Annotated in this window: 25 protein-coding genes; 14 read left to right on the forward strand and 11 right to left on the reverse strand. The window is 72.1% G+C overall.

The genetic code is table 11. The annotated features are described in order from the left end of the window. The first annotated feature begins 106 nt into the window (after positions 1 to 106). Positions 107 to 700, forward strand: a complete 594-nt coding sequence (locus tag AMK31_RS17220; RefSeq protein ID WP_073941419.1) for a Uma2 family endonuclease — start codon at positions 107 to 109, stop codon at positions 698 to 700. A gap of 7 nt (positions 701 to 707) precedes the next feature. Here the strand turns inward: AMK31_RS17220 and AMK31_RS17225 are convergent, their stop codons facing one another. From AMK31_RS17225 to rsmI, 6 genes are all read right to left on the reverse strand, one after another. Further along, the gene (locus tag AMK31_RS17225) at positions 708 to 1,604 is read right to left on the reverse strand and encodes a 4-(cytidine 5'-diphospho)-2-C-methyl-D-erythritol kinase (protein ID WP_073941420.1); all 897 of its coding nucleotides are present in this window, start codon (positions 1,602 to 1,604) and stop codon (positions 708 to 710) included. Continuing rightward, complete coding sequence (gene rsmA, locus AMK31_RS17230; RefSeq protein ID WP_073941421.1) at positions 1,601 to 2,491, reverse strand: 16S rRNA (adenine(1518)-N(6)/adenine(1519)-N(6))-dimethyltransferase RsmA; 891 nt, start codon at positions 2,489 to 2,491, stop codon at positions 1,601 to 1,603. The genes AMK31_RS17225 and rsmA overlap by 4 nt, the downstream gene beginning before the upstream one ends. 50 nt (positions 2,492 to 2,541) lie before the next feature. After that, positions 2,542 to 3,828: a resuscitation-promoting factor gene (locus tag AMK31_RS17235; protein WP_073941422.1), complete on the reverse strand. Its 1,287-nt coding sequence runs from the start codon at positions 3,826 to 3,828 to the stop codon at positions 2,542 to 2,544. A 127-nt stretch (positions 3,829 to 3,955) separates the two neighbouring features. Next, complete coding sequence (locus AMK31_RS17240) at positions 3,956 to 4,825, reverse strand: TatD family hydrolase (protein ID WP_073941423.1); 870 nt, start codon at positions 4,823 to 4,825, stop codon at positions 3,956 to 3,958. A 27-nt stretch (positions 4,826 to 4,852) separates the two neighbouring features. Further along, positions 4,853 to 5,128: a hypothetical protein gene (locus AMK31_RS17245; protein WP_073941424.1), complete on the reverse strand. Its 276-nt coding sequence runs from the start codon at positions 5,126 to 5,128 to the stop codon at positions 4,853 to 4,855. A 215-nt stretch (positions 5,129 to 5,343) separates the two neighbouring features. Then, positions 5,344 to 6,204 carry a 16S rRNA (cytidine(1402)-2'-O)-methyltransferase gene (rsmI, locus tag AMK31_RS17250; RefSeq protein ID WP_073941425.1) on the reverse strand — a complete coding sequence of 287 codons (861 nt, stop codon included), beginning with the start codon at positions 6,202 to 6,204 and terminating at the stop codon, positions 5,344 to 5,346. 62 nt (positions 6,205 to 6,266) lie between these two features. On the opposite strand from rsmI, the gene AMK31_RS17255 reads away from it, so the two are divergent. The 3 genes from AMK31_RS17255 (at position 6,267) to AMK31_RS17265 (ending at position 11,559) form a co-directional block, all read left to right on the forward strand. Next, positions 6,267 to 8,009, forward strand: coding sequence for a dolichyl-phosphate-mannose--protein mannosyltransferase (locus AMK31_RS17255; protein WP_073941426.1), 1,743 nt, complete (start codon positions 6,267 to 6,269; stop codon positions 8,007 to 8,009). An 89-nt stretch (positions 8,010 to 8,098) separates the two neighbouring features. Then, positions 8,099 to 9,724 (forward strand): penicillin-binding transpeptidase domain-containing protein, encoded by a 1,626-nt coding sequence (locus tag AMK31_RS17260; RefSeq protein WP_073941427.1) that lies wholly within the window; start codon positions 8,099 to 8,101, stop codon positions 9,722 to 9,724. 158 nt (positions 9,725 to 9,882) lie between these two features. Next, on the forward strand, positions 9,883 to 11,559 hold the full coding sequence (locus tag AMK31_RS17265) for a penicillin-binding transpeptidase domain-containing protein (protein ID WP_073941428.1): 1,677 nt from the start codon (positions 9,883 to 9,885) through the stop codon (positions 11,557 to 11,559). On the opposite strand, the gene AMK31_RS17270 is transcribed toward AMK31_RS17265, so the two are convergent. Further along, positions 11,560 to 11,940, reverse strand: coding sequence for an SsgA family sporulation/cell division regulator (locus tag AMK31_RS17270; protein ID WP_073941429.1), 381 nt, complete (start codon positions 11,938 to 11,940; stop codon positions 11,560 to 11,562). It lies immediately after the preceding gene. Between the two features lie 143 nt (positions 11,941 to 12,083). Between AMK31_RS17270 and AMK31_RS17275 the strand changes: the two genes are divergently transcribed. Genes AMK31_RS17275 through AMK31_RS17290 form a run of 4 tightly spaced genes read left to right on the forward strand, consistent with a single transcriptional unit; the run spans position 12,084 to position 15,115 of the window. Continuing rightward, positions 12,084 to 13,136, forward strand: a complete 1,053-nt coding sequence (locus AMK31_RS17275; RefSeq protein WP_073941430.1) for an energy-coupling factor ABC transporter permease — start codon at positions 12,084 to 12,086, stop codon at positions 13,134 to 13,136. Between the two features lie 4 nt (positions 13,137 to 13,140). Continuing rightward, the gene (gene cbiQ, locus AMK31_RS17280) at positions 13,141 to 13,902 is read left to right on the forward strand and encodes a cobalt ECF transporter T component CbiQ (protein WP_073941431.1); all 762 of its coding nucleotides are present in this window, start codon (positions 13,141 to 13,143) and stop codon (positions 13,900 to 13,902) included. After that, positions 13,890 to 14,648, forward strand: coding sequence for an energy-coupling factor ABC transporter ATP-binding protein (locus AMK31_RS17285; RefSeq protein ID WP_073941432.1), 759 nt, complete (start codon positions 13,890 to 13,892; stop codon positions 14,646 to 14,648). Before cbiQ ends, AMK31_RS17285 begins: the two co-directional genes overlap by 13 nt. Beyond that, entirely contained in the window at positions 14,645 to 15,115 is a 471-nt protein-coding gene (locus AMK31_RS17290; protein WP_073941433.1) for a MarR family winged helix-turn-helix transcriptional regulator, read from the forward strand. Before AMK31_RS17285 ends, AMK31_RS17290 begins: the two co-directional genes overlap by 4 nt. Before the next feature lie 5 nt (positions 15,116 to 15,120). Here AMK31_RS17290 and AMK31_RS17295 read toward each other — a convergent pair whose 3' ends face one another. Further along, on the reverse strand, positions 15,121 to 15,774 hold the full coding sequence (locus AMK31_RS17295) for a DUF5701 family protein (RefSeq protein ID WP_073941434.1): 654 nt from the start codon (positions 15,772 to 15,774) through the stop codon (positions 15,121 to 15,123). 92 nt (positions 15,775 to 15,866) lie between these two features. Between AMK31_RS17295 and AMK31_RS17300 the strand changes: the two genes are divergently transcribed. From AMK31_RS17300 to AMK31_RS17310, 3 genes are all read left to right on the forward strand, one after another. Next, positions 15,867 to 16,523: a TetR/AcrR family transcriptional regulator gene (locus tag AMK31_RS17300; protein ID WP_073941435.1), complete on the forward strand. Its 657-nt coding sequence runs from the start codon at positions 15,867 to 15,869 to the stop codon at positions 16,521 to 16,523. Positions 16,524 to 16,668: 145 nt separating this feature from the next. After that, the gene (locus AMK31_RS17305) at positions 16,669 to 17,115 is read left to right on the forward strand and encodes an organic hydroperoxide resistance protein (protein WP_073941436.1); all 447 of its coding nucleotides are present in this window, start codon (positions 16,669 to 16,671) and stop codon (positions 17,113 to 17,115) included. A 97-nt stretch (positions 17,116 to 17,212) separates the two neighbouring features. Next, positions 17,213 to 18,379, forward strand: coding sequence for a serine hydrolase domain-containing protein (locus AMK31_RS17310; protein ID WP_073941787.1), 1,167 nt, complete (start codon positions 17,213 to 17,215; stop codon positions 18,377 to 18,379). A gap of 12 nt (positions 18,380 to 18,391) precedes the next feature. On the opposite strand, the gene AMK31_RS17315 is transcribed toward AMK31_RS17310, so the two are convergent. From AMK31_RS17315 to AMK31_RS17325, 3 genes are all read right to left on the reverse strand, one after another. Beyond that, positions 18,392 to 18,667 carry a DUF1876 domain-containing protein gene (locus AMK31_RS17315; protein WP_073941788.1) on the reverse strand — a complete coding sequence of 92 codons (276 nt, stop codon included), beginning with the start codon at positions 18,665 to 18,667 and terminating at the stop codon, positions 18,392 to 18,394. A 98-nt stretch (positions 18,668 to 18,765) separates the two neighbouring features. Continuing rightward, positions 18,766 to 19,611, reverse strand: coding sequence for an EamA family transporter (locus AMK31_RS17320; protein ID WP_073941437.1), 846 nt, complete (start codon positions 19,609 to 19,611; stop codon positions 18,766 to 18,768). Next, on the reverse strand, positions 19,608 to 20,120 hold the full coding sequence (locus tag AMK31_RS17325) for a YbaK/EbsC family protein (protein WP_073941438.1): 513 nt from the start codon (positions 20,118 to 20,120) through the stop codon (positions 19,608 to 19,610). The genes AMK31_RS17320 and AMK31_RS17325 overlap by 4 nt, the downstream gene beginning before the upstream one ends. Before the next feature lie 119 nt (positions 20,121 to 20,239). On the opposite strand from AMK31_RS17325, the gene AMK31_RS17330 reads away from it, so the two are divergent. Genes AMK31_RS17330 through AMK31_RS17340 form a run of 3 tightly spaced genes read left to right on the forward strand, consistent with a single transcriptional unit; the run spans position 20,240 to position 22,417 of the window. Then, entirely contained in the window at positions 20,240 to 20,785 is a 546-nt protein-coding gene (locus AMK31_RS17330) for a hypothetical protein (protein WP_073941439.1), read from the forward strand. Then, positions 20,785 to 21,924 carry a hypothetical protein gene (locus AMK31_RS17335; protein ID WP_073941440.1) on the forward strand — a complete coding sequence of 380 codons (1,140 nt, stop codon included), beginning with the start codon at positions 20,785 to 20,787 and terminating at the stop codon, positions 21,922 to 21,924. The genes AMK31_RS17330 and AMK31_RS17335 overlap by 1 nt, the downstream gene beginning before the upstream one ends. Before the next feature lie 4 nt (positions 21,925 to 21,928). After that, positions 21,929 to 22,417, forward strand: coding sequence for a hypothetical protein (locus AMK31_RS17340; RefSeq protein ID WP_073941441.1), 489 nt, complete (start codon positions 21,929 to 21,931; stop codon positions 22,415 to 22,417). The last annotated feature ends 18 nt before the right edge of the window (positions 22,418 to 22,435 follow it).

Genomic DNA, 22,435 nt, shown 5'->3' on the forward strand with positions numbered 1-22,435 from the left:
GTGCGGGGCGGCGCGCGAGGGGGTGGTCACTCGTTGTGATGACCTGATCGGGACGGGGCGGCTACCGTGGAGGGCAGGCGCCATGATGCCGTCCATGGGAGGAACCATGACTGCCGAGCCCGTCGAGCACCGCGTCCAGTGGCCGGTGCCGCCACAGGACGGTTACACCGTGGACGACCTGTTCACCCTGCCGGATCTCCCGCCGCACACCGAGCTGATCGACGGGAGCCTGGTCTTCGTGACTCCGCAGCGCCGTTTCCACGCCAATGCACTCGACCTGCTCGTCTGGGGCCTGCGCCGCACTCTGCCCGCCGAGCTGGCGGTCAGCCGGGAGATGACGGTGGTCCTGGACGAACGCAACGGTCCGGAGCCCGACATCAGTGTGATCCGCCGTGACGCGATCACCGGCCCGGACCAGACGAGCTACCGGGCGAGCCACGTGCTCCTCGCCGTCGAAGTCGTATCCCCCGACTCCGAGTCCCGCGACCGCACGACCAAACCGCAGAAGTACGCCGCCGCCGGGATCGAGAACTACTGGCGCGTGGAGAAGAACGGCACGGACGGCAGGCCGGTGATCCACGTGTACGAGCTGGACCCGCTGACCAAGGCCTACGTGCACACCGGCATGTACCGCGACCGCGTCAAGGTCGACCGGCCCTACCCCGTCGACATCGACCTGACGGAGATCGACACCCTCTGAGCGCGGCTCAGAGCACCGTCGCCCCCGGCACCGGACCCGCCGTCACCCGTACGGAGCGGCAGGTGCCGGACGCGCTCAGTGTCTCGGCGGTCTTCTCCGCCGCCGCGGCCGACTCGCACAGGAACGCCGTCGTCGGGCCCGAGCCCGAGACCAGCGCGGCCAGGGCTCCCGCGGCGGTTCCCGCGGCGAGGGTGTCGGCCAGGGACGGGCGAAGGGAGAGGGCGGCGGGCTGGAGGTCGTTGACGAGGGTCGCGGCGAGGGCGTGGGCGTCGCCCTTGGCGAGGGCCGTCAGGAGCTCGGGGGAGGCGACCGGCTCGGGGACGTCGGTGCCCTCCGTCAGGCGGTCGAACTCCCGGAACACCGCCGGCGTCGACAGCCCGCCGTCAGCGAGCGCGAACACCCAGTGGAAGGTGCCCCCGACCTCCAGTTCCGTCAGCATCTCGCCGCGGCCCGTGCCCAGCGCCGCCCCGCCGACCATGCTGAACGGCACGTCGCTGCCCAGTTCGGCGCAGATCTCCAGCAGCTCCGGGCGGGAGGCGCCGGTCTGCCACAGCGCGTCGCACGCCAGCAGGGCCGCCGCGCCGTCCGCGCTGCCGCCCGCCATGCCGCCCGCGACGGGGATGTCCTTGGCGATGTGCAGGTGGACGTCGGGCGTACGGCCGTACCGCGCGGCCAGCGCCTCCGCCGCGCGAGCGGCCAGGTTCGTACGGTCGAGCGGGACCTGGTCGGCGTCGGGACCGGAGCAGGTGACGCGCGGTCCGCCGGGCGACGGCGTGGCGGTGACCTCGTCGTACAGGCCGACCGCCAGGAAGACGTTCGCCAGGTCGTGGAACCCGTCGGGGCGGGCGGCGCCGACCGCGAGCTGGACGTTGACCTTGGCCGGGACGCGGACGGTGACGCTCACTGCTGCACGGGCTCCTCGGTCTGGGCGGATGCCTTGTTCTCGGCGATGCGGGCGAACTCCTCGACGGTCAGCGACTCGCCGCGCGCCTGAGGGGAGACGCCCGCGGCGACCAGGGCGGCCTCCGCGGCGGCCGCGGAGCCGGCCCAGCCGGCGAGCGCGGCCCGCAGGGTCTTGCGCCGCTGGGCGAACGCCGCGTCGACGACGGCGAACACCTCCCGCTTGGAGGCGGCGGTCTTGATCGGCTCGGTGCGGCGGGTGAGCGCGACCAGGCCGCTGTCCACGTTCGGCGCCGGCCAGAAGACGTTGCGGCCGATGGCACCGGCCCGCTTGACCTCGGCGTACCAGTTCGCCTTCACCGAGGGCACCCCGTACACCTTCGAGCCGGGCGCCGCGGCCAGCCGGTCGGCGACCTCCGCCTGCACCATGACCAGGGTGCGCTCGATGCTCGGGAACGTGTCGAGCATGTGCAGCAGCACGGGCACGGCGACGTTGTACGGCAGGTTCGCGACCAGCGCGGTCGGCGCGGGACCCGGCAGCTCGCCGACGTGCATCGCGTCGGAGTGCACCAGCTCGAACCGGTCGGCGCGCTCCGGCATCCGCGCGGCGATCGTGGCGGGCAGCGCGGCGGCCAGCACGTCGTCGATCTCGACTGCGGTGACCCGGTCGGCCACCTCCAGCAGGGCCAGCGTGAGCGAGCCGAGCCCCGGGCCGACTTCGACGACCACGTCGTCGGGCCGCACCTCGGCGGTGCGGACGATACGGCGGACCGTGTTCGCGTCGATCACGAAGTTCTGGCCACGCTGCTTCGTGGGGCGTACGCCGAGGGCTGCCGCCAGTTCACGGACGTCGGCGGGGCCCAGCAGGGCGTCAGGGGTGGGGCTGCTCACGGCACAAGGGTACGGGGGCGCGGGGACGGCTCGGTCCGTGGCGGCCCCGCTCAGCCGTTCAGCCGTGCCCCGCAGTGCGGCCAGGGGCTGGCCCCGTGCCGCAGGTACAGCTTCTTCGCCCGGAACGTCTGCTCCTCCGCCGGGGCGTCCTGCGGGCGGCCGGAGCCGCCGAGGTCGTGCCAGGTGGTGGTGTCGAACTGGTACAGGCCGCCGTACGTCCCGGAGGGGTCGACCGCGTCGGGCCGCCCGCCCGACTCGCATTCCGCGAGTCCCCGCCAGTTCAGGTGGTCGGCGCCCCGCACGGACGTCGGCAGCGGCCGCGTGCCGACCTTCACCACCTGTGCCCGCGGTTCGCGCACCAGCTCGCTGCGCAGCCGGCGCGGCTTCTGCCGGACCCCGTTGACGGTGCGCAGGGAGTAGGTGACCCGGCGCAACCCGGGCAGCCCGGCCTGCTCGACGACCTCCGTGCCCCGGAACACGGTGGGGTCCTGGACGCGCCGCACCTGGAAGGGGATCTGCTCCTCGCGGACCTCCTTGCCGCCGGTGATCCGCAGGACGGTGACGGTCTGCCCGTCGCGCGGGAAGCTGCCGGGCGGGACGGAGGTGGTGTCCTCGCCGCGCAGGGTGATGCCGGCCTGTTCGACGGCCTCGCGGACGGTCGCCGCGTTGGTGCGGACGGTGCGGGCGCGGCCGTCGGCCATGATCGTGACGGAGCGCTCGGTGCGGACGTCCAGGGTGAGGCCGGCCCGGCCGATGCGCCGGGAGCGCGCGGTGGAGAGGTACGCGCCCTCCGCGCGCACCCCCCATTGCCTGAGCGCCCCTTCCACCGTGCGCGCCGTCGTCCACACCTCGCGCCGGTGTCCGTCGAGGGTGAGCCGTACGGGGCGTCCGTAGCTCACCGTCACCTCGTCGCCGCTGGTGAGGGGGGTGCCGGGGGCGGGCTCGACCATGTCGTGCGCGCCCAGTTCGACGCCCTGGTCCGCGAGGAGTTCGGTGACGTCGTCGGCGAAGGTGTGCAGGGCGCGCGGTCTGCCGTCGACGCTCAGATCGACCGCCTTGTCCTTGGCGACGAAGGCGGTGGTGCCGCCGGCGAGGAAGGCGACGACCAGCGCCTGCGGGAGCAGCCGGCGCACGGAGCCGTCCGGCCGCTCGGCGTAGCGCGGCTTGCGCCGGCGCGCGGCCCGCCGGTTCACCGTGGTGCGCGTGCCGGGCGCCGGCGCGGGAGACACCACCCCGTACGTCAGGGTCTCCGCGGTGTGCGGATCGACGCGCGTGTCCGTGTCGTGCGCCCCGTGATCGGGGCCGTACCCGTACCGCGCGTACTGCGAACTGCTCACGCCGACACACTCCAGGAGGCCAGAGGGTCCGAAGAGGGGGCCCGGGGTCCGATCGGGCCCCCAGAACCTAGCGGAGCGTTCGTCACTCTCCAAAGCGACGCGACTACGGAATGTGGCGATGTGACGATCAGTAACCGAAGGCGCGTGCCGTGTTCGCCGCGACGGCCGTCGCCATCGCGTCCTCGTCGATGCCGCGCACGGCGGCCATCGCGCGCACGGTGATCGGGATGAGGTAGGGCGCGTTGGGCCGTCCGCGGTACGGCGCCGGCGTCAGGAAGGGCGCGTCGGTCTCCACCAGCAGCAGCTCCGGCGGGGCCACCGCCACCGCGTCGCGGAGGTTCTGGGCGTTCTTGAAGGTGACGTTGCCGGCGAAGGACATGAAGTAGCCGGCGCGGGCGCAGATCTCGGCCATCTCGGCGTCCCCGGAGTAGCAGTGGAACACCGTGCGCTCCGGCGCGCCCTCCTCCTTCAGGATGCGCAGGACGTCCGCGTGGGCCTCGCGGTCGTGGATGACCAGCGCCTTGCCGTGCCGCTTGGCGATCTCTATGTGGGCGCGGAAGGACGTCTCCTGCGCCTCCTTGCCCTCGGGCCCGGTGCGGAAGTAGTCGAGGCCGGTCTCCCCGACGCCCTTCACCTGGGGCAGCGCGGCCAGCCGGTCGATCTCGGCCAGGGCCGCGTCGAGCCCCGCCTGCCCGCCGGGCTCGCGCGCGCCCTGCCGGGACCAGCCGTCGGGGTCGCCGTGCACGATCCGCGGGGCCTCGTTGGGGTGCAGGGCGACGGCGGCGTGGACGTTCTGGTACGCGGCGGCGGTCTCGGCCGCCCACTGCGAGCCGCGCACGTCACAGCCGACCTGCACCAGGGTCGTGACGCCCACGGACTCGGCCGTCAGCAGTGCCTCGGCGACCGTGCCGGACTGCATGTCGAGGTGGGTGTGGGAGTCGGCGACCGGCACCCGGAGGGGCTCGGGCAGCGGCGGGGCTTCGTCGTGGGAGGACATGCCCCGATCCTACGAAAGGCGCGGACCTCAGCCGGCCCGGCGCTGGAGGGGCGGGTGCAGCGCGCTCAGTGCCGACGACACCTGGCCGGCCCGCATGATCCGGACGACGTGCCCCTCACAGTTGCGGCACTCGGGCCGCCGCAACGGCGACGGCACGACCCGCCCGTCCGCCACGTACAGGACGAACTCCCGGCCCTCGGCGTCGACGTGGTGCTCTATCTCGTACGACTGCTCCCACGCGTGCCCGCAGCGCATGCAGGCGAAGGAGTACGACTCGTGAACGACGGCGGTCGGCTCGCTCATGCCAGCTCCCGGTGTCCGCTGGAGTGGGGACAGCTCCTGCCCCGCCTCCAGTGGACTCCCGTACAGTGCCGAAAGCACGCCAACTGTCCACTGTTGAACGGGTTTTGACGCCCTCTTGCAGAAACGCCCGGACTGCTTTACCGGCGGATGAGAAACAGACTCAGGGGCGCGAGGCGCTGTCCGATATGCGGCGCCACCGCACGGGCGGGAGCCCGTCAGCCCGCGGACGACCGCTTGTCGGCGACCACCGCGTCGAAGACCACCCGCTTCGGCACACCCGCCTCCACGGCCACCGCCGCGATCGCCTCCTTGCGCCGCTCCCCCGCCTCCTCACGCACCCGCACCCGGCGCACGAGCTCCGCCGCGTCCAGCTCCTGCGGCGCGGCCTGCGGCGCGCCCTCGACGACGACGGTGATCTCCCCGCGGACGCCCTCCGCCGCCCACGCCGCCAGCTCGGCCAGCGGGCCGCGCCGGACCTCCTCGTAGGTCTTGGTCAGTTCGCGGCAGACGGCGGCCCGCCGCTCGCCGCCGAACACCTCGGCCATCGCGGCGAGGGTGTCGTCGAGCCGGTGCGGGGCCTCGAAGTAGACAAGGGTGCGCCGCTCCTCGGCGACCTCGCGCAGCCGGCCCAGCCGCTCGCCGGCCTTGCGCGGCAGGAACCCCTCGAAGCAGAAGCGGTCCACCGGCAGCCCGGACAGCGCGAGCGCGGTGAGCACCGCGGACGGCCCCGGCACGGCGGTCACCCGGATGTCCTGCTCGACGGCCGCCGCGACCAGCCGGTACCCGGGGTCGGACACCGACGGCATGCCCGCGTCCGTGACGAGCAGCACGCGCGCGCCGCCGAGCAGGGCCTCGACGAGTTCGGGCGTACGGGCGGACTCGTTGCCCTCGAAGTACGACACGACACGCCCCTTGGGGGTCACGCCGAGCGCCTGGGTGAGGCGGCGCAGCCGGCGGGTGTCCTCCGCGGCGACCACGTCGGCCCCGGCCAGCTCCTCGGCGAGCCGGGGCGGGGCGTCGGAGATGTCGCCGATGGGAGTGCCGGCGAGGACCAGGGTTCCGGGAGTGTCTGTCACGGTTCCATCCTCGCAGGGGCCATGCACGGGACTCACACAGCACGGTTCCCTACGATGGCGCGGTGACCAGTACCGCGTCCTCCACGGACACCCGGCAGGACCAGGCAGCCCTCGACGCGCAGCCGTCGTGGCAGCGGCGGCTGCGCCGTTTCGGCTACCGCGCGGGAACCCGCGGTGACGTCCGCGACCGGCTGGTGCCGCCGTACGCCGAGCCGAGCCCGCGGCTGTGGGCGGCGCTCGGGGTGCCGCACGGGCTCGCCCGGTGGCTGGTGCGCTGGTCCGGCTGGCTCGGGCCGCTGCTGGTGACGCTGTTCGCGGGTGTGCTGCGGTTCTGGAACCTGGGCAGCCCGAAGGCGGTGATATTCGACGAGACGTACTACGCCAAGGACGCGTGGGCGCTCGTCCACCGCGGTTTCGAGGTCAACTGGGACAAGAACGTCAACGATCTGGTCCTGTCGACGGGCGGCCATGTCCCCATCCCGTCCGACGCGGCCTATGTGGTGCATCCGCCGGTCGGCAAGTACGTCATCGGGCTCGGCGAGCTGATCTTCGGGTTCGACCCGTTCGGCTGGCGGTTCATGACGGCGCTGCTCGGCACCCTGTCGGTGCTGCTGCTGTGCCGGATCGGCCGCCGGCTGTTCCGCTCCACCTTCCTCGGCTGCCTGGCGGGCGCGCTGCTGGCGGTGGACGGACTGCACTTCGTGATGAGCCGTACCGCGCTGCTCGACGGCGTGCTGATGTTCTTCGTGCTGGCCGCGTTCGGCTGCCTGGTGGTGGACCGTGACAAGGCGCGCGGGAAGCTGGCCGCCGCGCTCCCGGCGGACGCCGACGGCCGGGTCCGGCCGGACGCGTACACGGCGGAGCACACCCGCCTGGGTTGGCGGCCGTGGCGGCTGCTGGCCGGTCTGATGCTGGGGCTGGCGTTCGGCGTCAAGTGGAACGGCCTGTACATCCTGGCCGCGTTCGGCCTGATGACGGTCCTGTGGGACGTGGCGTCCCGCCGGGTGGCGGGCGCGCGGCAGCCGTACCAGGCGGTGATCCGGCGGGATCTGGGCTGGGCGTTCCTGTCGACGGTGCCGGTCGCGCTCGTCACGTACGTCGCGAGCTGGACCGGCTGGATCCTCTCCCCGAGCGACGGCAGCGGCGGCTACTACCGCGACTGGGCCGCGACCGACGGCAAGGACAGCAGCTGGTCGTGGCTGTTCCCGGACTGGTGGCGCAGCCTGTGGCACTACGAGACCCAGGTGTACGAGTTCCACGTCGGCCTGTCGTCGCCGCACACGTACCAGTCGAACCCGTGGAGCTGGATCGTCGACGGCCGCCCGGTGTCGTACTTCTACGAGTCCCCGGCACCCGGCACGGACGGCTGTCCCGCGGACGCGGGCGAGAAGTGCGCCCGCGAGGTGCTGGCGCTGGGCACGCCGATGCTGTGGTGGGTGGCCTGTTTCGCGCTGCTGTACGTGCTGTGGCGCTGGTTCTTCCGCCGCGACTGGCGCGCGGGCGCGATCGCCTGCGCCGTCGTCGCCGGCTACCTGCCCTGGTTCCTGTACCAGGAGCGGACGATCTTCTTCTTCTACGCCGTCGTGTTCGTGCCGTTCCTGTGCCTGGCGGTGGCGATGCTGGTCGGCGCACTGGTCGGCCCACCCGGCGCGCACGACACCCGCCGGGTGGCGGGGGCGACGGGCGCGGGCGTGCTGGTGCTGCTGATCGCGTGGAACTTCATCTACTTCTGGCCGATCTACACGGGCCAGGCGATTCCGATCGACGACTGGCGTTCACGGATGTGGCTGGATACCTGGGTGTAGCGGCAGCTAACGATCGGAAAAACATCCATCCCTGTTGTCACACCTCGCACTTACAGTGCGGGGGACCACAACGGGGAGGGGAACGCGCGATGCGCAAGGGGGTCAAGGGCGCCATCGTCGGCACGGTGTTCGCCGCGATGGTCGGGGGCGCCGGGTACGGGGCGTTCAACATCGTGTCCGCGCTGAACGGTGACGGCGGCGGGGGCGGTGGGACCGACACCGTGAAGAGCGGTCCGCCGAGCGGCGACGAGGTCGAGGAGACCACGCGGAAGTTCTTCGCCGCGTGGGAGAAGGGCCGGGGCCCGACCGCGGCGTCGTACACCAACGACGCCGAGGCGGCCGGGCCGCTGCTGACGGCCTTCGGTGAGGACGCGCACATCACCGACGTGCGGATCACTCCGGGCGCCGCCCAGGGCACCACGGTGCCGTTCTCGGTGAAGGCGACGGTGTCGTACGAGGGGAAGAAGAAGCCGCTGGCGTACGACAGCCGGCTCAGCGTCGTCCGCGGTGTCACCACGGGCCGGGCGCTGGTCGACTGGGAGCCGTCCGTCGTCCATCCCCGGCTGAAGGACGGCGACACGCTCGTCACGGAGGAGTCGGCGAGCCCGCCCATCGAGGCGGTCGACCGCGACGGCGCGGTACTGACCCCGGAGAAGTACCCCTCCCTCGGCCCCATCCTCGACGAGCTGCGCAAGCGGTACGGCGACAAGGCCGGCGGCACCCCGGGCGTCGAGCTGGTGGTCCGGCACGCCGAGGGGTCCGGCGCCGCCGACACCTCGCTGCTGACCCTCGCCGAGGGCAAGGCGGGCAAGCTGCCGACGACGCTGAGCGCGAGCGCGCAGGCCGCCGCCGAGCGGGCGGTGGAGCAGTACGCGGAGTCGTCCGTGGTCGCCGTGAAGCCGAGCACCGGGGAGGTGCTGGCGGTCGCCAACAACCGCGCGGACGGCTGGAACGCGGCGTTCCTGGGCCAGGTGGCACCCGGTTCCACGATGAAGATAGTCAGCGCGGCCATGCTGATCGACAGCGGGCTGACCAGCATGAACGGTCCGGCACCCTGCCCTGATTCGGCGGTCTCGGAGAGCCAGACCTTCGGCAACCTGCCGGGCCTCGCCCCCGACGAGAACGCCACCCTCTCCGACAGCTTCGCCGTCTCCTGCAACACGGCCTTCATCAAGTTCGCCGACGAGGTGCGGGTCGACTCCCTGACCCGGGAGGCCGAGGACCGCTTCGGCATCGGCCGCACCTGGCAGGTCGGCGTGCCCTCCTTCGACGGCTCGGTCCCGGCCGCCGGCGGCCCGGACACCGCGGCCGGCCTGATCGGCCAGGGCCAGGTCCAGATGAGCCCGCTGAACATGGCGTCGGTGACGGCCACCGTGAAGTCCGGGGTGTTCCGCCAGCCGGTGATCGTGCCGCAGAGCCTCGACGACCGGGAACTGGCCACCGCGCGGGGACTGCCGTCCGGCACGGCCGAGCAGCTGCGGGCGATGATGAACCGCACCGCCACCAGCGGCACCGCGGCCCCCGTGATGTCGAAGCTGGGCGGCGCCATCGGCGCGAAGACGGGGTCCGCCGAGGTGGACAACCAGGACAAGGCCAACAGCTGGTTCACCGGCTACCGCGACGACATCGCGGCGGCGGCGATGGCCCAGCAGGGCGGCCGCGGCGGCGAGACGGCGGGGCCGATCGTGGCGGCGGTACTCCTCGCGGGCGGCTGACGGCGCCCGGGGACGGGCGGGTGGCTGATCTCACGCCCACCGGAGGGGACTCTAGTGTGGTGCCGTCGTTGCAGACGGTGAAGGCTGTGGGGCCGTAGAGGCCACGAGGGTGCCGGCGGTCCGGAGGATCCGGGACGCCGCGGAGGATCGGAAGAGCAGTGGGCAACAGAAGGCACGTCGCCGAGCGACGCAAGACGAGACCCGCCGTCATCGGCGGGGTGATCGCCGCGGTCGTCGGCGGCGCCGGGATCGGCGCCTACGCGTTGCTGGGCGGCGGCGCCGCGGCCGAGAACGGTACGGCGGCCTCGTCCTCGGGCCCGAAGACGAAGTCCGTGCGGACCGGCCCGCTGTCCGCGACCGAGGTCACCACCGCGGCCCAGCGCTTCCTCACCGCCTGGCAGCAGGGGCAGGTCCGGGAGGCCGCCGCCGCCACGGACGACAGCGCGGCCGCCACCGCCCTGCTCACCGGCTACACCAAGACCGCCCACGTCGAGGACGTCACCCTCACCCCCGGCACCCGCGCCGGCGACAAGGTGCCGTTCACCGTGAAGGGCACGGTGACCCACAAGGGCGTCAGCAAGCCGCTGACGTACGGCAGCACGCTGACCGTGGTGCGCCGCGCCTCGGACGGTGAGCCCCTGGTCGACTGGACGCCCGCCGTCGTCCACCCCGACCTGCGCGAGGGCGACAAGCTCGTCACCGGTGAGGCCGGCACCCCGCCGGTGAAGGCCCTCGACCGGGACGGCGGCGAGCTGACCACTAAGAAGTACCCCTCGCTGCGGCCGGTCCTCGACGGACTGCGCGAGAAGTACGGCAAGACGGCGGGCGGCACGGCGGGCGTCGAGCTGCGGGTGGTCCGCGGCAAGGCGTCCGAGGCGAAGAAGCTGTCCGACAAGACGCTGGTCGAGCTGAGCGAGGGCACGCCCGGCACGGTGAGAACGACGCTCAGCCCGCGGTTCCAGGCGGCCGCGGAGAAGCAGGTCGCCGCCAGGTCGCGCGCCTCGGTGGTCGTCCTGAAGCCGTCGACCGGCGAGATCCTGGCCGTGGCGAACTCCTCGCCGAACTTCAACACCGCCTTCCAGGGCTCGCTGGCGCCCGGCTCCACGATGAAGGTCATCACCTCCTCGATGCTGATCGAGAAGGGGCTGGCCTCCGCCGACAAGGCGCATCCGTGCCCGAAGTACTTCACCTACGGCGGCTGGAAGTTCCAGAACGACGACAAGTTCGAGATCAAGGGCGGCACGTTCAAGGCGAGCTTCGCGCGGTCCTGCAACACGGCGTTCATCAGCCAGGCCCCGGAGCTCGCGGACGACGATCTGACCAAGCAGGCCCAGCAGGTGTTCGGTCTGTCGCTGAACAACTGGGCGGTCGGCGTGCCCACCTTCGACGGCTCGGTGCCGGTGCAGTCGAAGGCGCAGATGGGGGCGGCGCTGATCGGTCAGGCCGGGGTGCGGATGAACCCGCTGAACATGGCGTCGGTGTCGGCCACGGTGAAGTCGGGCGTGTTCCGTCAGCCGTATCTGGTGGCCCCGTCGGTGGACGGGCGGGCCCTCGCCAAGGCCTCGCGCACGATGTCCGGCTCGACGCTGGCGCAGCTGAGGGACCTGATGTCGTACACGGCGGCGTACGGCACGGCGGCCGAGGCGATGGCCGGGGTCGGCGGTGACGCCGGGGCGAAGACCGGTTCGGCCGAGGTCGACGGCCAGAAGAAGCCCAACGGCTGGTTCACGGCGTACCGGAACGATCTGGCGGCCGCGGGTGTCGTCCAGGCCGCCGGGCACGGCGGGGAGACGGCGGGGCCGATCGTGGCGGCGCTGCTGAAGCTCGGCGGCTGATCAGCGGGCCGAGGGGGCGGTGCGGGCGGTCTCCATGGAGGCCGCCAGATAGGTGCGGCGCAGGAAGCGGATCAGCGCCTTGGAGTCGAACTGCACGACGGAGACGCTGCCCTGCGGGTCGTGGAACTCCACCACGGCCTGCACCCGGCCGCACGGCCACACCCGGACGCTGCCGGACCCGGCCGGCGCGCGCAGTCCCTGTTCGAGGAGCGCGCGGGAGAAGGTCCACTCGTGGGTGCCGGGCAGGCCGACGCGGACCGCGCGGGGGTCGCTGTCGGGGTCGTACCGGAGGATGACCGGAACCGCTTCCCGGTCGTCGGTCGTCCGGACGTCCGCGTCCGTGACGATGTGGGCTCGCGCGTACTGTTCGACTACGGACATCGGGACGGCCCCTAACAGTGAGTGACCTAGGCGGAAACTGTGGATCCGCTTCCACTCCAATGTCCCATATTTTCCGCCTTACACCTCATGGCGAAATCCGCTCGCTCTTGCAAACCGTTCGCATCAAGCCACATCATCGGACGGTGCATGTACCCGACGGATTCATCAACGCTCCCATCTCCGTGGCCACCGGAGTCGTCGCCGCAGGCGCCGTCGCCGTGAGCCTGCGCGGCGCGCGCCGCGAGCTCGACGAACGCACCGCGCCGCTCGCGGGCCTCGTGGCGGCGTTCGTCTTCGCCGTCCAGATGCTGAACTTCCCGGTCGCCGCGGGAACCAGCGGACACCTCCTCGGCGGGGCGCTCGCCGCGATACTCGTGGGCCCCTACACCGGCGTGCTGTGCATATCCGTCGTGCTGCTCATGCAGGGCATCCTCTTCGCCGACGGCGGCCTCACCGCGCTCGGCGTGAACATCACCGACATGGCGGTGGTCACCGTCGTCGTCGCCTACGCCGTCTTCCGCGGCCTGGTGAAGGTGCTGCCCCGCACCCGCCGCTCCGTCACGGCCGCCTCCTTCGCCGCGTCGCTGCTCTCCGTGCCCGCCGCGGCGCTGGCCTTCACCCTCCTGTACTGGATCGGCGGCACCACGGACGTCTCCATCGGCAAGGTCGCCACGGCCATGGTCGGCGTGCACGTCCTGATCGGCATCGGCGAGGCCGCGATCACCGCGCTGACCGTCGGCGCCGTGATCGCCGTACGCCCCGACCTCGTGTACGGCGCCCGGGACCTGCGCAATCCGCTGAAGCTGCGGGTCGGCGGCGAGCTGGTCGACGCGCCCGCGCCGGAGGCCGCCGCCCCGGTCCGCGCCTCGCACCGCAAGGTGTGGCTCGGCGGCCTCGCCGCGTCCCTGGTGCTCGCCGGGTTCGTCAGCTTCTACGCCTCCGCCGACCCCGACGGCCTGGAGAAGGTCGCCGCCGACCACGGCATCGACGAGAAGGCGAAGGAGCACGCCGCCGCCGGCTCCCCGCTGGCCGACTACGGCGTCGAGGACGTCGACGACGCCCGGCTCTCCGGCGGCCTCGCGGGTGTGATCGGCGTGGGCGTGACCGTCGTCGCGGGCAGCGCGGTGTTCTGGGCGGTGCGCCGACGCCGTGACGCCGGGACGTCGCCGTCGTCCACCACGGTCGAGAACGTCTGACGTCATGGGCGCAGGGCACGCGCACCGGCTCTACCGGCACGGGCACTCCCCCGTGCACGGGCTGCCGCCGCACACCAAACTCGCCGCCGTCTTCGCGTTCGTGCTGGTGGTGGTCTCCACCCCGCGCGAGGCGATGTGGGCGTTCGCGGTGTACGCGACGCTGCTGGCCGTCGTCGCGTACACCGCGCGCGTGCCCGCCGGTTTCCTGCTCAAGCGGCTGCTGATCGAGGTCCCGTTCGTCGCGTTCGCGGTCCTGATGCCGTTCGTGGCGGAGGGCGAGCGGGTCGAGGTGCTCGGCCTGTCGCTGAGCGTCAGCGGTCTGTGGGGCGCCTGGAACGTGCTCGCCAAGGGCACCCTCGGCGTCGCCGCGTCCGTCCTGCTGGCCGCCACCACCGAACTGCGCGAACTGCTGCTCGGGCTCCAGCGGCTGAAGCTGCCGCCGCTGCTCGTGCAGATCGCCTCCTTCATGATCCGCTACGGCGATGTCATCGCCGACGAGATGCGGCGCATGCGCATCGCGCGCGAGTCACGCGGCTTCGAGGCGCGCGGTCTCAGGCACTGGGGGGTGCTCGCCAAGTCCGCGGGCGCCCTGTTCATCCGCTCCTACGAGCGCGGGGAACGCGTGCACCTGGCCATGGTGAGCCGGGGGTACGCGGGCGCCATGCCCGTCATCGACGAGGTGACCGCCTCCCGCGCGCAGTGGTCGTACGCCCTCACCCTGCCGTGTGCCGCGCTCGTCGTCTGTCTGCTGGGATGGATGCTGTGACAGCTTCTCTGGAGGTCTCCGGCCTCGCCTTCGCCTACCCCGACGGGCACCAGGCCCTGTTCGGCGTCGACTTCTCCATCGAGCGGGGCCAGCGGGTCGCGCTGCTCGGTCCGAACGGCGCCGGCAAGACGACCCTCGTCCTGCACCTCAACGGCATCCTGACCGGCGGGGCGGGCACCGTGACGGTCGCCGGGCTGCCGGTGGGCAAGCGGCACATGGCGGAGATCCGGCGCAAGGTCGGCATCGTCTTCCAGGACCCCGACGACCAGCTGTTCATGCCGACGGTCCGCGAGGACGTGGCGTTCGGGCCGGCGGCGGCCGGGCTGAAGGGGGCGGAGCTGGAGGCGCGGGTGGACCGCGCGCTGGAGCAGGTCGGCATGGCCGCGTTCAAGGACCGCCCGCCGCACCACCTGTCGTTCGGGCAGCGGCGCCGGGTGGCCGTCGCGACCGTGCTGGCGATGGAGCCGGAGATCCTCGTCCTGGACGAGCCGTCGTCCAACCTGGACCCCGCGTCCCGCCGGGAGCTCGCCGACATCCTGCGCTCCCTGGACGTGACCGTGCTGATGGTCACCCACGATCTGCCGTACGCGCTGGAGCTGTGCCCGCGCTCCCTGATCCTCAGCGAGGGCGTCATCGCGGCGGACGGCCCGACCGGCGAACTGCTGTCCGACGACGCCCTGATGCGCGCCCACCGGCTGGAGCTGCCGTTCGGCTTCGACCCGCGGTCCGTGACAATGGGCGCGTGACGGGTCAAGACGACGAAGGGGTTGCCGGGCCGCCGCTCCTCGACCAGCAGCTGTGCTTCGCGCTGTACGCCGCCCAGCGCGCGGTGACTGCCGCGTACCGCCCGCTCCTCGACGAGCTGGGTCTCACCTACCCCCAGTACCTGGTGCTGCTGGTCCTGTGGGAGCGCGGCGAGACGACGGTGAAGGAGCTGGCGGGCGCGCTGCGGCTGGACTACGGCACGGTGTCGCCGTTGCTGAAGCGGCTGGAGGGCGCCGGTCTCGTACGCCGGGAGCGCGCCCCGCACGACGAGCGCTCGGTGCTCGTGGCGTGCACGGGGCGCGCGGAGGAACTGCGGGAGCGCGCGGAGCGCGTGCCCGGCGCCCTCCTCACGGCGACGGGGCTCGGCCCGGCGGACGTCGCCCGCCTGCGCGAGGAGCTGTGGCGGATCGCGCTGCGCGCGGAGGAGGCGGCGGACCGCGCCCGCTGAGCGGGTCAGCCGTCGGCCCGTCGGCCCGCCGACGCCATCCCCAGCCAGGTGTGCGGGTTGCCCTCCCAGCACCAGCCCAGCTTGGGCGTCTGCTGACTGATCCAGATCGCCGGGACCCGGCGGTCGCCGGAGCGGGAGCCGCCGAGCGAGAAGCACTTGTTCTTCACGAGGACCTGGGGGAAGTGCGTGATCAGGGCGATCCCCTCCTCGATGGTGAGCAGCGTCCGTCCGCGCCCGGCGATGACCTCCATGGCGTCCTTCGGCACGGCCCCGCAGAACTCCTCGCCGCGCTCCACGTCGAACACCAGGTGGACGCGGTGCCCGGGCAGCGCGACCGAGGGGACGGCGACGAACCGCTCCAGCGCGCCCGGCTCGAAGCTGCGGTCGACGAACCCGGGCTTCTTCCTGCCGTGCAGCGTGGTGAGCGGCATGGTCCGCTCGATCGGCGCGGCCTCCCGGTCGACCACCAGCAGGAACGGCACCCGCCCGGTCTCCGCCGGGTCGGACAGGGTCCCGGACGCCGCCGCGCGCAGCGGGGCGCACATCTCCTCGAAACGCGCCGGGTCGAGTCCGGACAGGGACGGATAGCCGAGGTCGATCAGATTGCGTACCTGCCGGTCGAACTCGGCACCGGCGTCGAAGGAGGTGTCCGCGGTCATGGGTTCCTTTCGTCGTGAACGAGCACAAACTTATGTCCGACCTAGAATTGTGTCAAGTATATTTTTATGCTGGACCTAGATAGAGTGGACGCATGACCGAACCGACGACAACTGAAACGACCGGCCTCAGGGCCCTGAAGAAGCGCCGGACCAGGGAGAAGATCTCGCACGAGGCCACCCGGCTCTTCCTGGAGCGGGGCTTCGACAAGGTGACGATCGCGGACGTGGCCGCCGCCGCCCAGGTGGCGAAGATGACCGTCACCAACTACTTCCCGCGCAAGGAGGACCTGGCCCTCGACATGGCCGACGTCTTCGTCGGGATGCCGGCCGCCACCGTCCGGGACCGCGCCCCCGGCGAGTCCGCGCTGGCCGCGCTCCGCCGTGCCTTCCTCGCCGCCGCGGCCGAGCACAACCCGGTGATCGGCTTCTCCGGCCTGCCCTTCGCCCGGATGATCACCGACAGCCCCGCCCTGGTCGCCCGGCTGCGCGAGTTCCACGACGCCCGCGAGAAGGCTCTCGCCCGCGCCCTCGCCGAGGAGACCGGTGTGCCCCCGGACGACATCCGGCCCCGCGTGGCCGCGACACTGCTGGGCGGTGTCCACCGACTGCTGTTCGAAGAGACGCTGCGGCTGACGCTGGACGGGCGCGACAACGACGAGATCGCCCGTACCGTCACCGACCAGGCCCGCACGGCCTTCGCCATCCTGGAGCCGTCCCTCGCCGACTACGCGGTACGCCCGGCCGCGTGACCGCCCCCGACCGGCCCGCTGACCAGCCACAAGTGTTACCCGCGGTTGCCACCCCCTGACCCGGACCAGAAACCTACTCATCGGTACCTTGTGCACGATGCAACCGCACGGGTCGCTTCCGTGCCGCCCTGGGGGAGGTCCCGCCGTGTTCGAAGACACCACCGTCGACACCCGCCCGACGAAGATCATGTATGTCGCCGAGGCCACCGCGCACGGCGGCCGGGACGGCTATGTGACCAGCCAGGACGGCCACATCGACCTCAGGGTCGCGATGCCGCCCGAGCTGGGCGGCGACGGCAACGGCACCAACCCGGAGCAGCTGTTCGCGGCCGGCTACAGCTCCTGCTTCCACAGCGCGCTGGTCCTCGTCGGCCGGCGGGAGGGCTACGACCTGAGCGGCTCCACGGTCGCCGCGAAGGTCGGCATCGGCCCCAACCGGCAGCGCGGCTACGGCCTCGCCGTCGCCCTCAGCGTCTCCCTGCCGGTCCTCGACGCGGACATCGCGTCGAAACTGGTGGACGCGGCGCACGAGGTCTGCCCGTACTCGAACGCCACCCGGGGCAACATCGACGTCACGATTCTGCTCGGCTAGCCGAAAGGCGCCGACGGCAAGGAATCGCAGGCCGCGCGTTCGCGTTGCACCCACTGTCGCAGGTGAGTCACCGGAACGGAGTACGGACGTGACGGACGTGGATGTGAACGGCACGGTAGCGGAGGGGTTCGAGCCGGTCAGGGACGCGTTCGTACGGAACTTCGAGACGCTGGGCGACCGGGGCGCCGCCGTCACCGTCTACCGGGACGGGCACAAGGTCGTCGACCTGTGGGGCGGCACCCGGGACGTCGACGGCACCGAGCCGTGGCGGCCCGGCACCGCGCAGATCGTCCGCTCCGCCACCAAGGGCGTCGCCGCCGCCGTACTCCTGCTGCTGCACCAGCGCGGCGAGCTGGACCTGGACGCGCCGGTCGGCGAGTGGTGGCCGGAGTACAAGGCGGCGGGCAAGGAGCACACCCTCGTACGGCATCTGCTCGCGCACCGCGCGGGCGTGCCGGTGCTGGACCGGCCGCTGACGGTCGCGGAGGCCGCCGACCCGGTGCTCGGCGCGGAGGCGGTCGCGGCGCAGGCGCCGGTGTGGGAGCCGGGCACGGACCACGGCTACCACGCGCAGACGTACAGCTGGCTCACCGCCGAGCTGGTGCGCCGGGTCACCGGCCGGCCGATCGGCGCGTGGATCGCGGACGAGATCACCGGCCCGGTCGGCGCGGACTTCTGGCTGGGGCTGCCGCGGGCCGAGGCCGCGCGGGTGGGGCGGGTCGGCCAGGTGGCGGTCTCGGAGACGGCGGGCGCCCTGCGGACCCGTCCGAAGCGCGCGGTCTCCGAGGCGTACGCCGACCCGGACTCGCTGACCCGCCGCGCGTTCGCGGCGATCACCCCGCTGCCCGACGAGAACGACCCGGTCTACCGCGCGGCCGCCCTGCCCGCCTCGAACGGGATCGCCACCGCCGACGGCCTGGCCCGCTTCTACGCGTCCCTGATCGGCGACGTGGACGGCGGCATCCGGCTGTTCGAGCCGGAGACGGTGGAGCTGGCGCGCGGCGAGCGGTCCGCCGGGCCGGACCGGGTCCTGGTCGTCGGCACGCGCTTCGGTCTCGGTTACATGCTGCACGGCAGCGCGTCGCCGCTGCTGTCCCCGGGCTCCTTCGGCCACCCGGGCCGCGGCGGCTCGCTCGGTTTCGCCGACCCTGAGTCGGGGATCGCCTTCGGCTATGTGACGAACGGTTTCCGCAAGAGCGTCACGGCGGATCCGCGGGCCCAGTCACTGGTGAGGGCGGTCCGCACCGCCCTCACCGGCCCATGACATGTCACGGATTCATACGTGGATGGCGTGCGAGGTCCGCCCCGACGCCGAGTCGATCTCGTCGTGCGCCTTGGTCAGCAGCTGCATGGCGAGTTCGTTGAGCGCCCGGGCCCCGGCAATCTCCTCGCCGACCCTGGGCTGATTCGCGTCGGTGTGGTGCCTGCTGGCGTGGCCATGGGACCGCACCTCGGTACCGTCCGGCAGACGCACCAGTGCGGCGGCCTCCGTGTGCTGGGTGTCCTCCTTGAATTCGAGTTCGACGTGCCATCCCACTGCGGTGTGCATCATGACGATCACCTCCGGAAGACCTGATTCCAGGGTGCGCCAGATGGCGTACGGACGCATCCATTAGGGGCCCCCGATCAGCCGGGAGCCGCGGTCCCGGCTCAGCCCGCGCGCAGCATCAGGGAGATCCCGGCCACCAGCAGCCCGGCCGCCATGATCCGCGGCGCGCCGAACCGCTCCTTGAAGAACACCGCCCCGATCGCCGCGCCCACGATGATCGACGACTCCCGCAGGGCGGCGATGGGCGCCAGTTCCGCACGGGTCTGCGCCCACAGGACGAGCGCGTACGCGGCGACGGACATCAGCGCGCCGAGCAGCCCGAGCCCGGCGAAGGGGCGCACGGTAGCGAGAAACGCGCCCCGCCAGCGGTACAGGGCGTACGCCGGGATGACCGCCCCCTGCACCAGCATCAGCCAGGCGACGTACCCGAGCGAGGAGCCGGAGGCGCGCACGCCGAGCCCGTCGACCAGCGTGTACGCGGCGATGGTCAGGCCGGTCGCCAGCGCGGCCCCGATCGCGGCCCAGTCCGGGCGCCGCCCGCGCAGCCCCCACAGGGCGACGCCGGTCAGTCCGGCGCAGGACAGCGCGACGCCCGCGGCGGCCCAGCCGTCCGGCACCTCGTCGGCGAAGACGGCGGCCAGCACGGTGACGACGAGCGGCGCGGTGCCGCGGGCGATGGGGTAGGCCTGCCCGAAGTCGCCGAGCCGGAAGGACCGCATGAGCAGGGCGTAGTACACGATGTGGATGGCGGCGGAGCCGAGCAGGTACGGCCAGGCGGCGGCCGCGGGCACCGCCGTGAACGGCACCAGGAGCAGGCCGATCAGGGCCCCGCCGCCGGATATCAGGGCGAACCCGACCAGCTTGTCCGTGATGCGGTGGGCGATGGCGTTCCAGCCGGCGTGGGTGACCGCGGCCGCCAGGACGGCCGCGGTGACCAGCGGGGTCACGCCTGCTGCTCGCGGACGTCCACCAGGGTGCCGCCGGCGTGCGCGACGAGCGACTTGGGCTCCATCGGGAAGACGGTGTGCGGGTCACCGGCGGCGGCCCACACCACCTCGTGGTCGAGCAGGCTCCGGTCGGCGAGGACCCGCGTCTTCGTGCGGTGCCCGAACGGCGGCACGCCTCCGATGGCGTACCCCGTGGTCTCCCGTACGACGTCGGCCTTGGCCCGGGTGACCTCGGTGGCGCCGAGCGCCTGCCGGACCAGTTCGACGTCGACCCGTGAGGCGCCGTCCATCAGCACCAGCACCGGCACCCCGTCGGCGGCGAAGATCAGCGACTTGCAGATCTGGCTCAGCTCGCAGCCGATCGCGGCGGCTGCCTCGGCGGCGGTACGGATCTTGTCCGGGAACCTCCGGACGCCTCCCAGCACCTCCGCCAGCCCCATCTCCGTCAGGGCCTCGGCGAATCGGGGGTGGGCTGCGGGTTCTCCGGCGTCAGTGGCGGCTGTCGTCATGCACGGCACGCTACGACATGCCCCGACCAGCGCTCATAGGGTTTTCCACATCCTGAAGGTGATCATCCGACCGCCACCATGATTTCCTGTCAGGTGACACGCAGAACGGGGGAACATTCATGAGCGACGGCAAGGACACAGGGGACGACAGGCTTCCGGAGCCGGACGGCGCGAAGCTTCCGCTCACCCCGGACGAGATCGAGCGGCACAAGGTGATGCCGGGCTGGGAGGGCCACTACACCGCGCCGCCCGCCGACAGCACGGCCGACCCGCTGGACCGGCCGCAGCTGAGCCCGAATCCGCCCGGGCTCCTCCAGCCACCGGGACGCTCCGGCGGGCGGTCGGTGGACCTGAACATCGCACCGGGTGTGCTCAAGAAGGCCGCCGGGCAGCTGGACGACATCCGCGAACGCTTCTACAAGCCGGCGGCGTCGCTGGAGGAGCCCGCGACGAAGGCGGTGGGCGCGCTGGAGGGGCTGGAGTCGGCACGGGCGATCCGGCTCGCCCACCGGCAGTGGGAGCGGCAGGCCGGCACGGTCACGGGGTGGCTCGCCCACATATCCGAGAGCCTGCGTTCGAGCGACGGCACCTACACCAAGGCCGACGTCGCCGTGGGCCAGACGACGGGCCAGGTACGCCTCCGCTCGGTGCTGGAGGACTTCTGATGGCGGAGACGTTCTACCTCTCGCTGCTGGCCGTGGACCTGTCCACCCTGGACGGCCTGGCGGACCGCTGGGAGACCATCCACCGTGAGATCAAGGGTCTCGCCAAGCGCGTGCACGACGAGGTGCTCAGCCCCTTGCGCGACAAGGGCTACTGGGAAGGGGCGGCGGCCCCGTACGCCTGGAAGATGATCGACGACATCGAACGCCAGCTGGAGAGCGCCACGAAGGTGGCGGACGCGGCCCGGCGCGTCGTCGAGGACGGGGTGGGCGACCTGAAGTCCGCTCAGAAGGACCTGAAGGACGCCGTCCGGCGGGCCGGGGAAAAAGGCCTCCACATCAGAAAGGACGGCACGCTGTCCCCCGACATCATCGGCAACGTCTGCAAGGTCGATCTCACCGACGAGGAGAGGAAGACCATCAAGGCGGCGGATCTGGAGATCGGGCAGATCCTCAAGCGAGGCGTCACGGCCGATCGCAACCTCGCCTACAGCCTGATGGCGGACATCGGCCTGGGCCAGTGGTTCAACAGCGACCCGCTGCTCACCGACATCGACTCCACGAAGAAGATCGGCGAGGCCGAGTACAACGCGCTGAACCTCGCCTTCCAGAACAAGGACCCTTATCCGGGGCTCAGTTCGGACGATCCGTACTCGCTGGGCTGGGACTGGGTGACCGGTGACGGCTCCCGGCACCGCGAGTACTACTACGGCGACGAGATGACCGAGCTGATCCGGTCCAGCGAGAGCATGGAGCAGCTGCGCCTGGACACGCTGGAGCAGTGGCGGGCCACCGGGCAGCCCGAGGGCAGCGTGGCGTACTCGATCTCGGAGAGCGGCAAGCTGGGGGCGTTCAAGAAGCTGATCACCACGGACCTGCCGGCGATCGTCACCGGGGACGAGGACCACCTGGGCGAGGCGTTCACCGGCTCGTACAACCTGAACTACACGGTCAAGGGCCAGGACCCCGACGGCTCCGTCGTCGTCGAGTACACCCTGAAGAACAACACCAGCAACGAATCGTTCCTGCACTATGTCGGCTACTACGACTGGCTGGAGAAGTTCAACCGTGACGAGGGCGTCTTCTCGTCCGTGGACCAGAAGATCGTCTGGACCGAACGCATTCCGGCGAAGGGGAAGTGAACCAGTGTCCCGAGTACGTCCGCCGGCGGCCGCCGCCGTGCTGGGTCTGCTGACCTGCCTGGCCGGCTGCTCGTCCGCGTCCACCGCGGTCGAGGGCTGCATGGGGGAGCAGGCGGTCGGCGCCACCTCCGGCGAACTCGCCGGCACCTACGTGGGCGAAGGCGACGCCGAGGGCACGACGATCACCCTCGAGGTGCCGGGGAGCGGGTCCGGCGGCAAGGTCACCGTCCGCGGCTGGCCGACCGGTGACTGGCACAAAAGCGAACTCGGCGACTCCTTCGACGGGTCCGGCACCTGGTCCGTGGTGCCGGGCGGCACCTCGGCCACCGAGTTCGCGCACGTGACCCTCTCCCTGACCGCACCGGAGCGCTTCCTGCCGGGCGACACCCTCGACAGCCTGTCGATCGCCGAGGACGACGGGCGCACGTACCTCTACGAGGACGGCGACCCGGACGTCTGCCCCGCCTTCCGCCTGCGCCTCCAGGGCGGCTGAGCCCGCCGCGGCAGCAAG

Origin of the sequence: Streptomyces sp. TSRI0107 (assembly GCF_001905845.1) — a bacterium.
Lineage (GTDB): Bacteria > Actinomycetota > Actinomycetes > Streptomycetales > Streptomycetaceae > Streptomyces.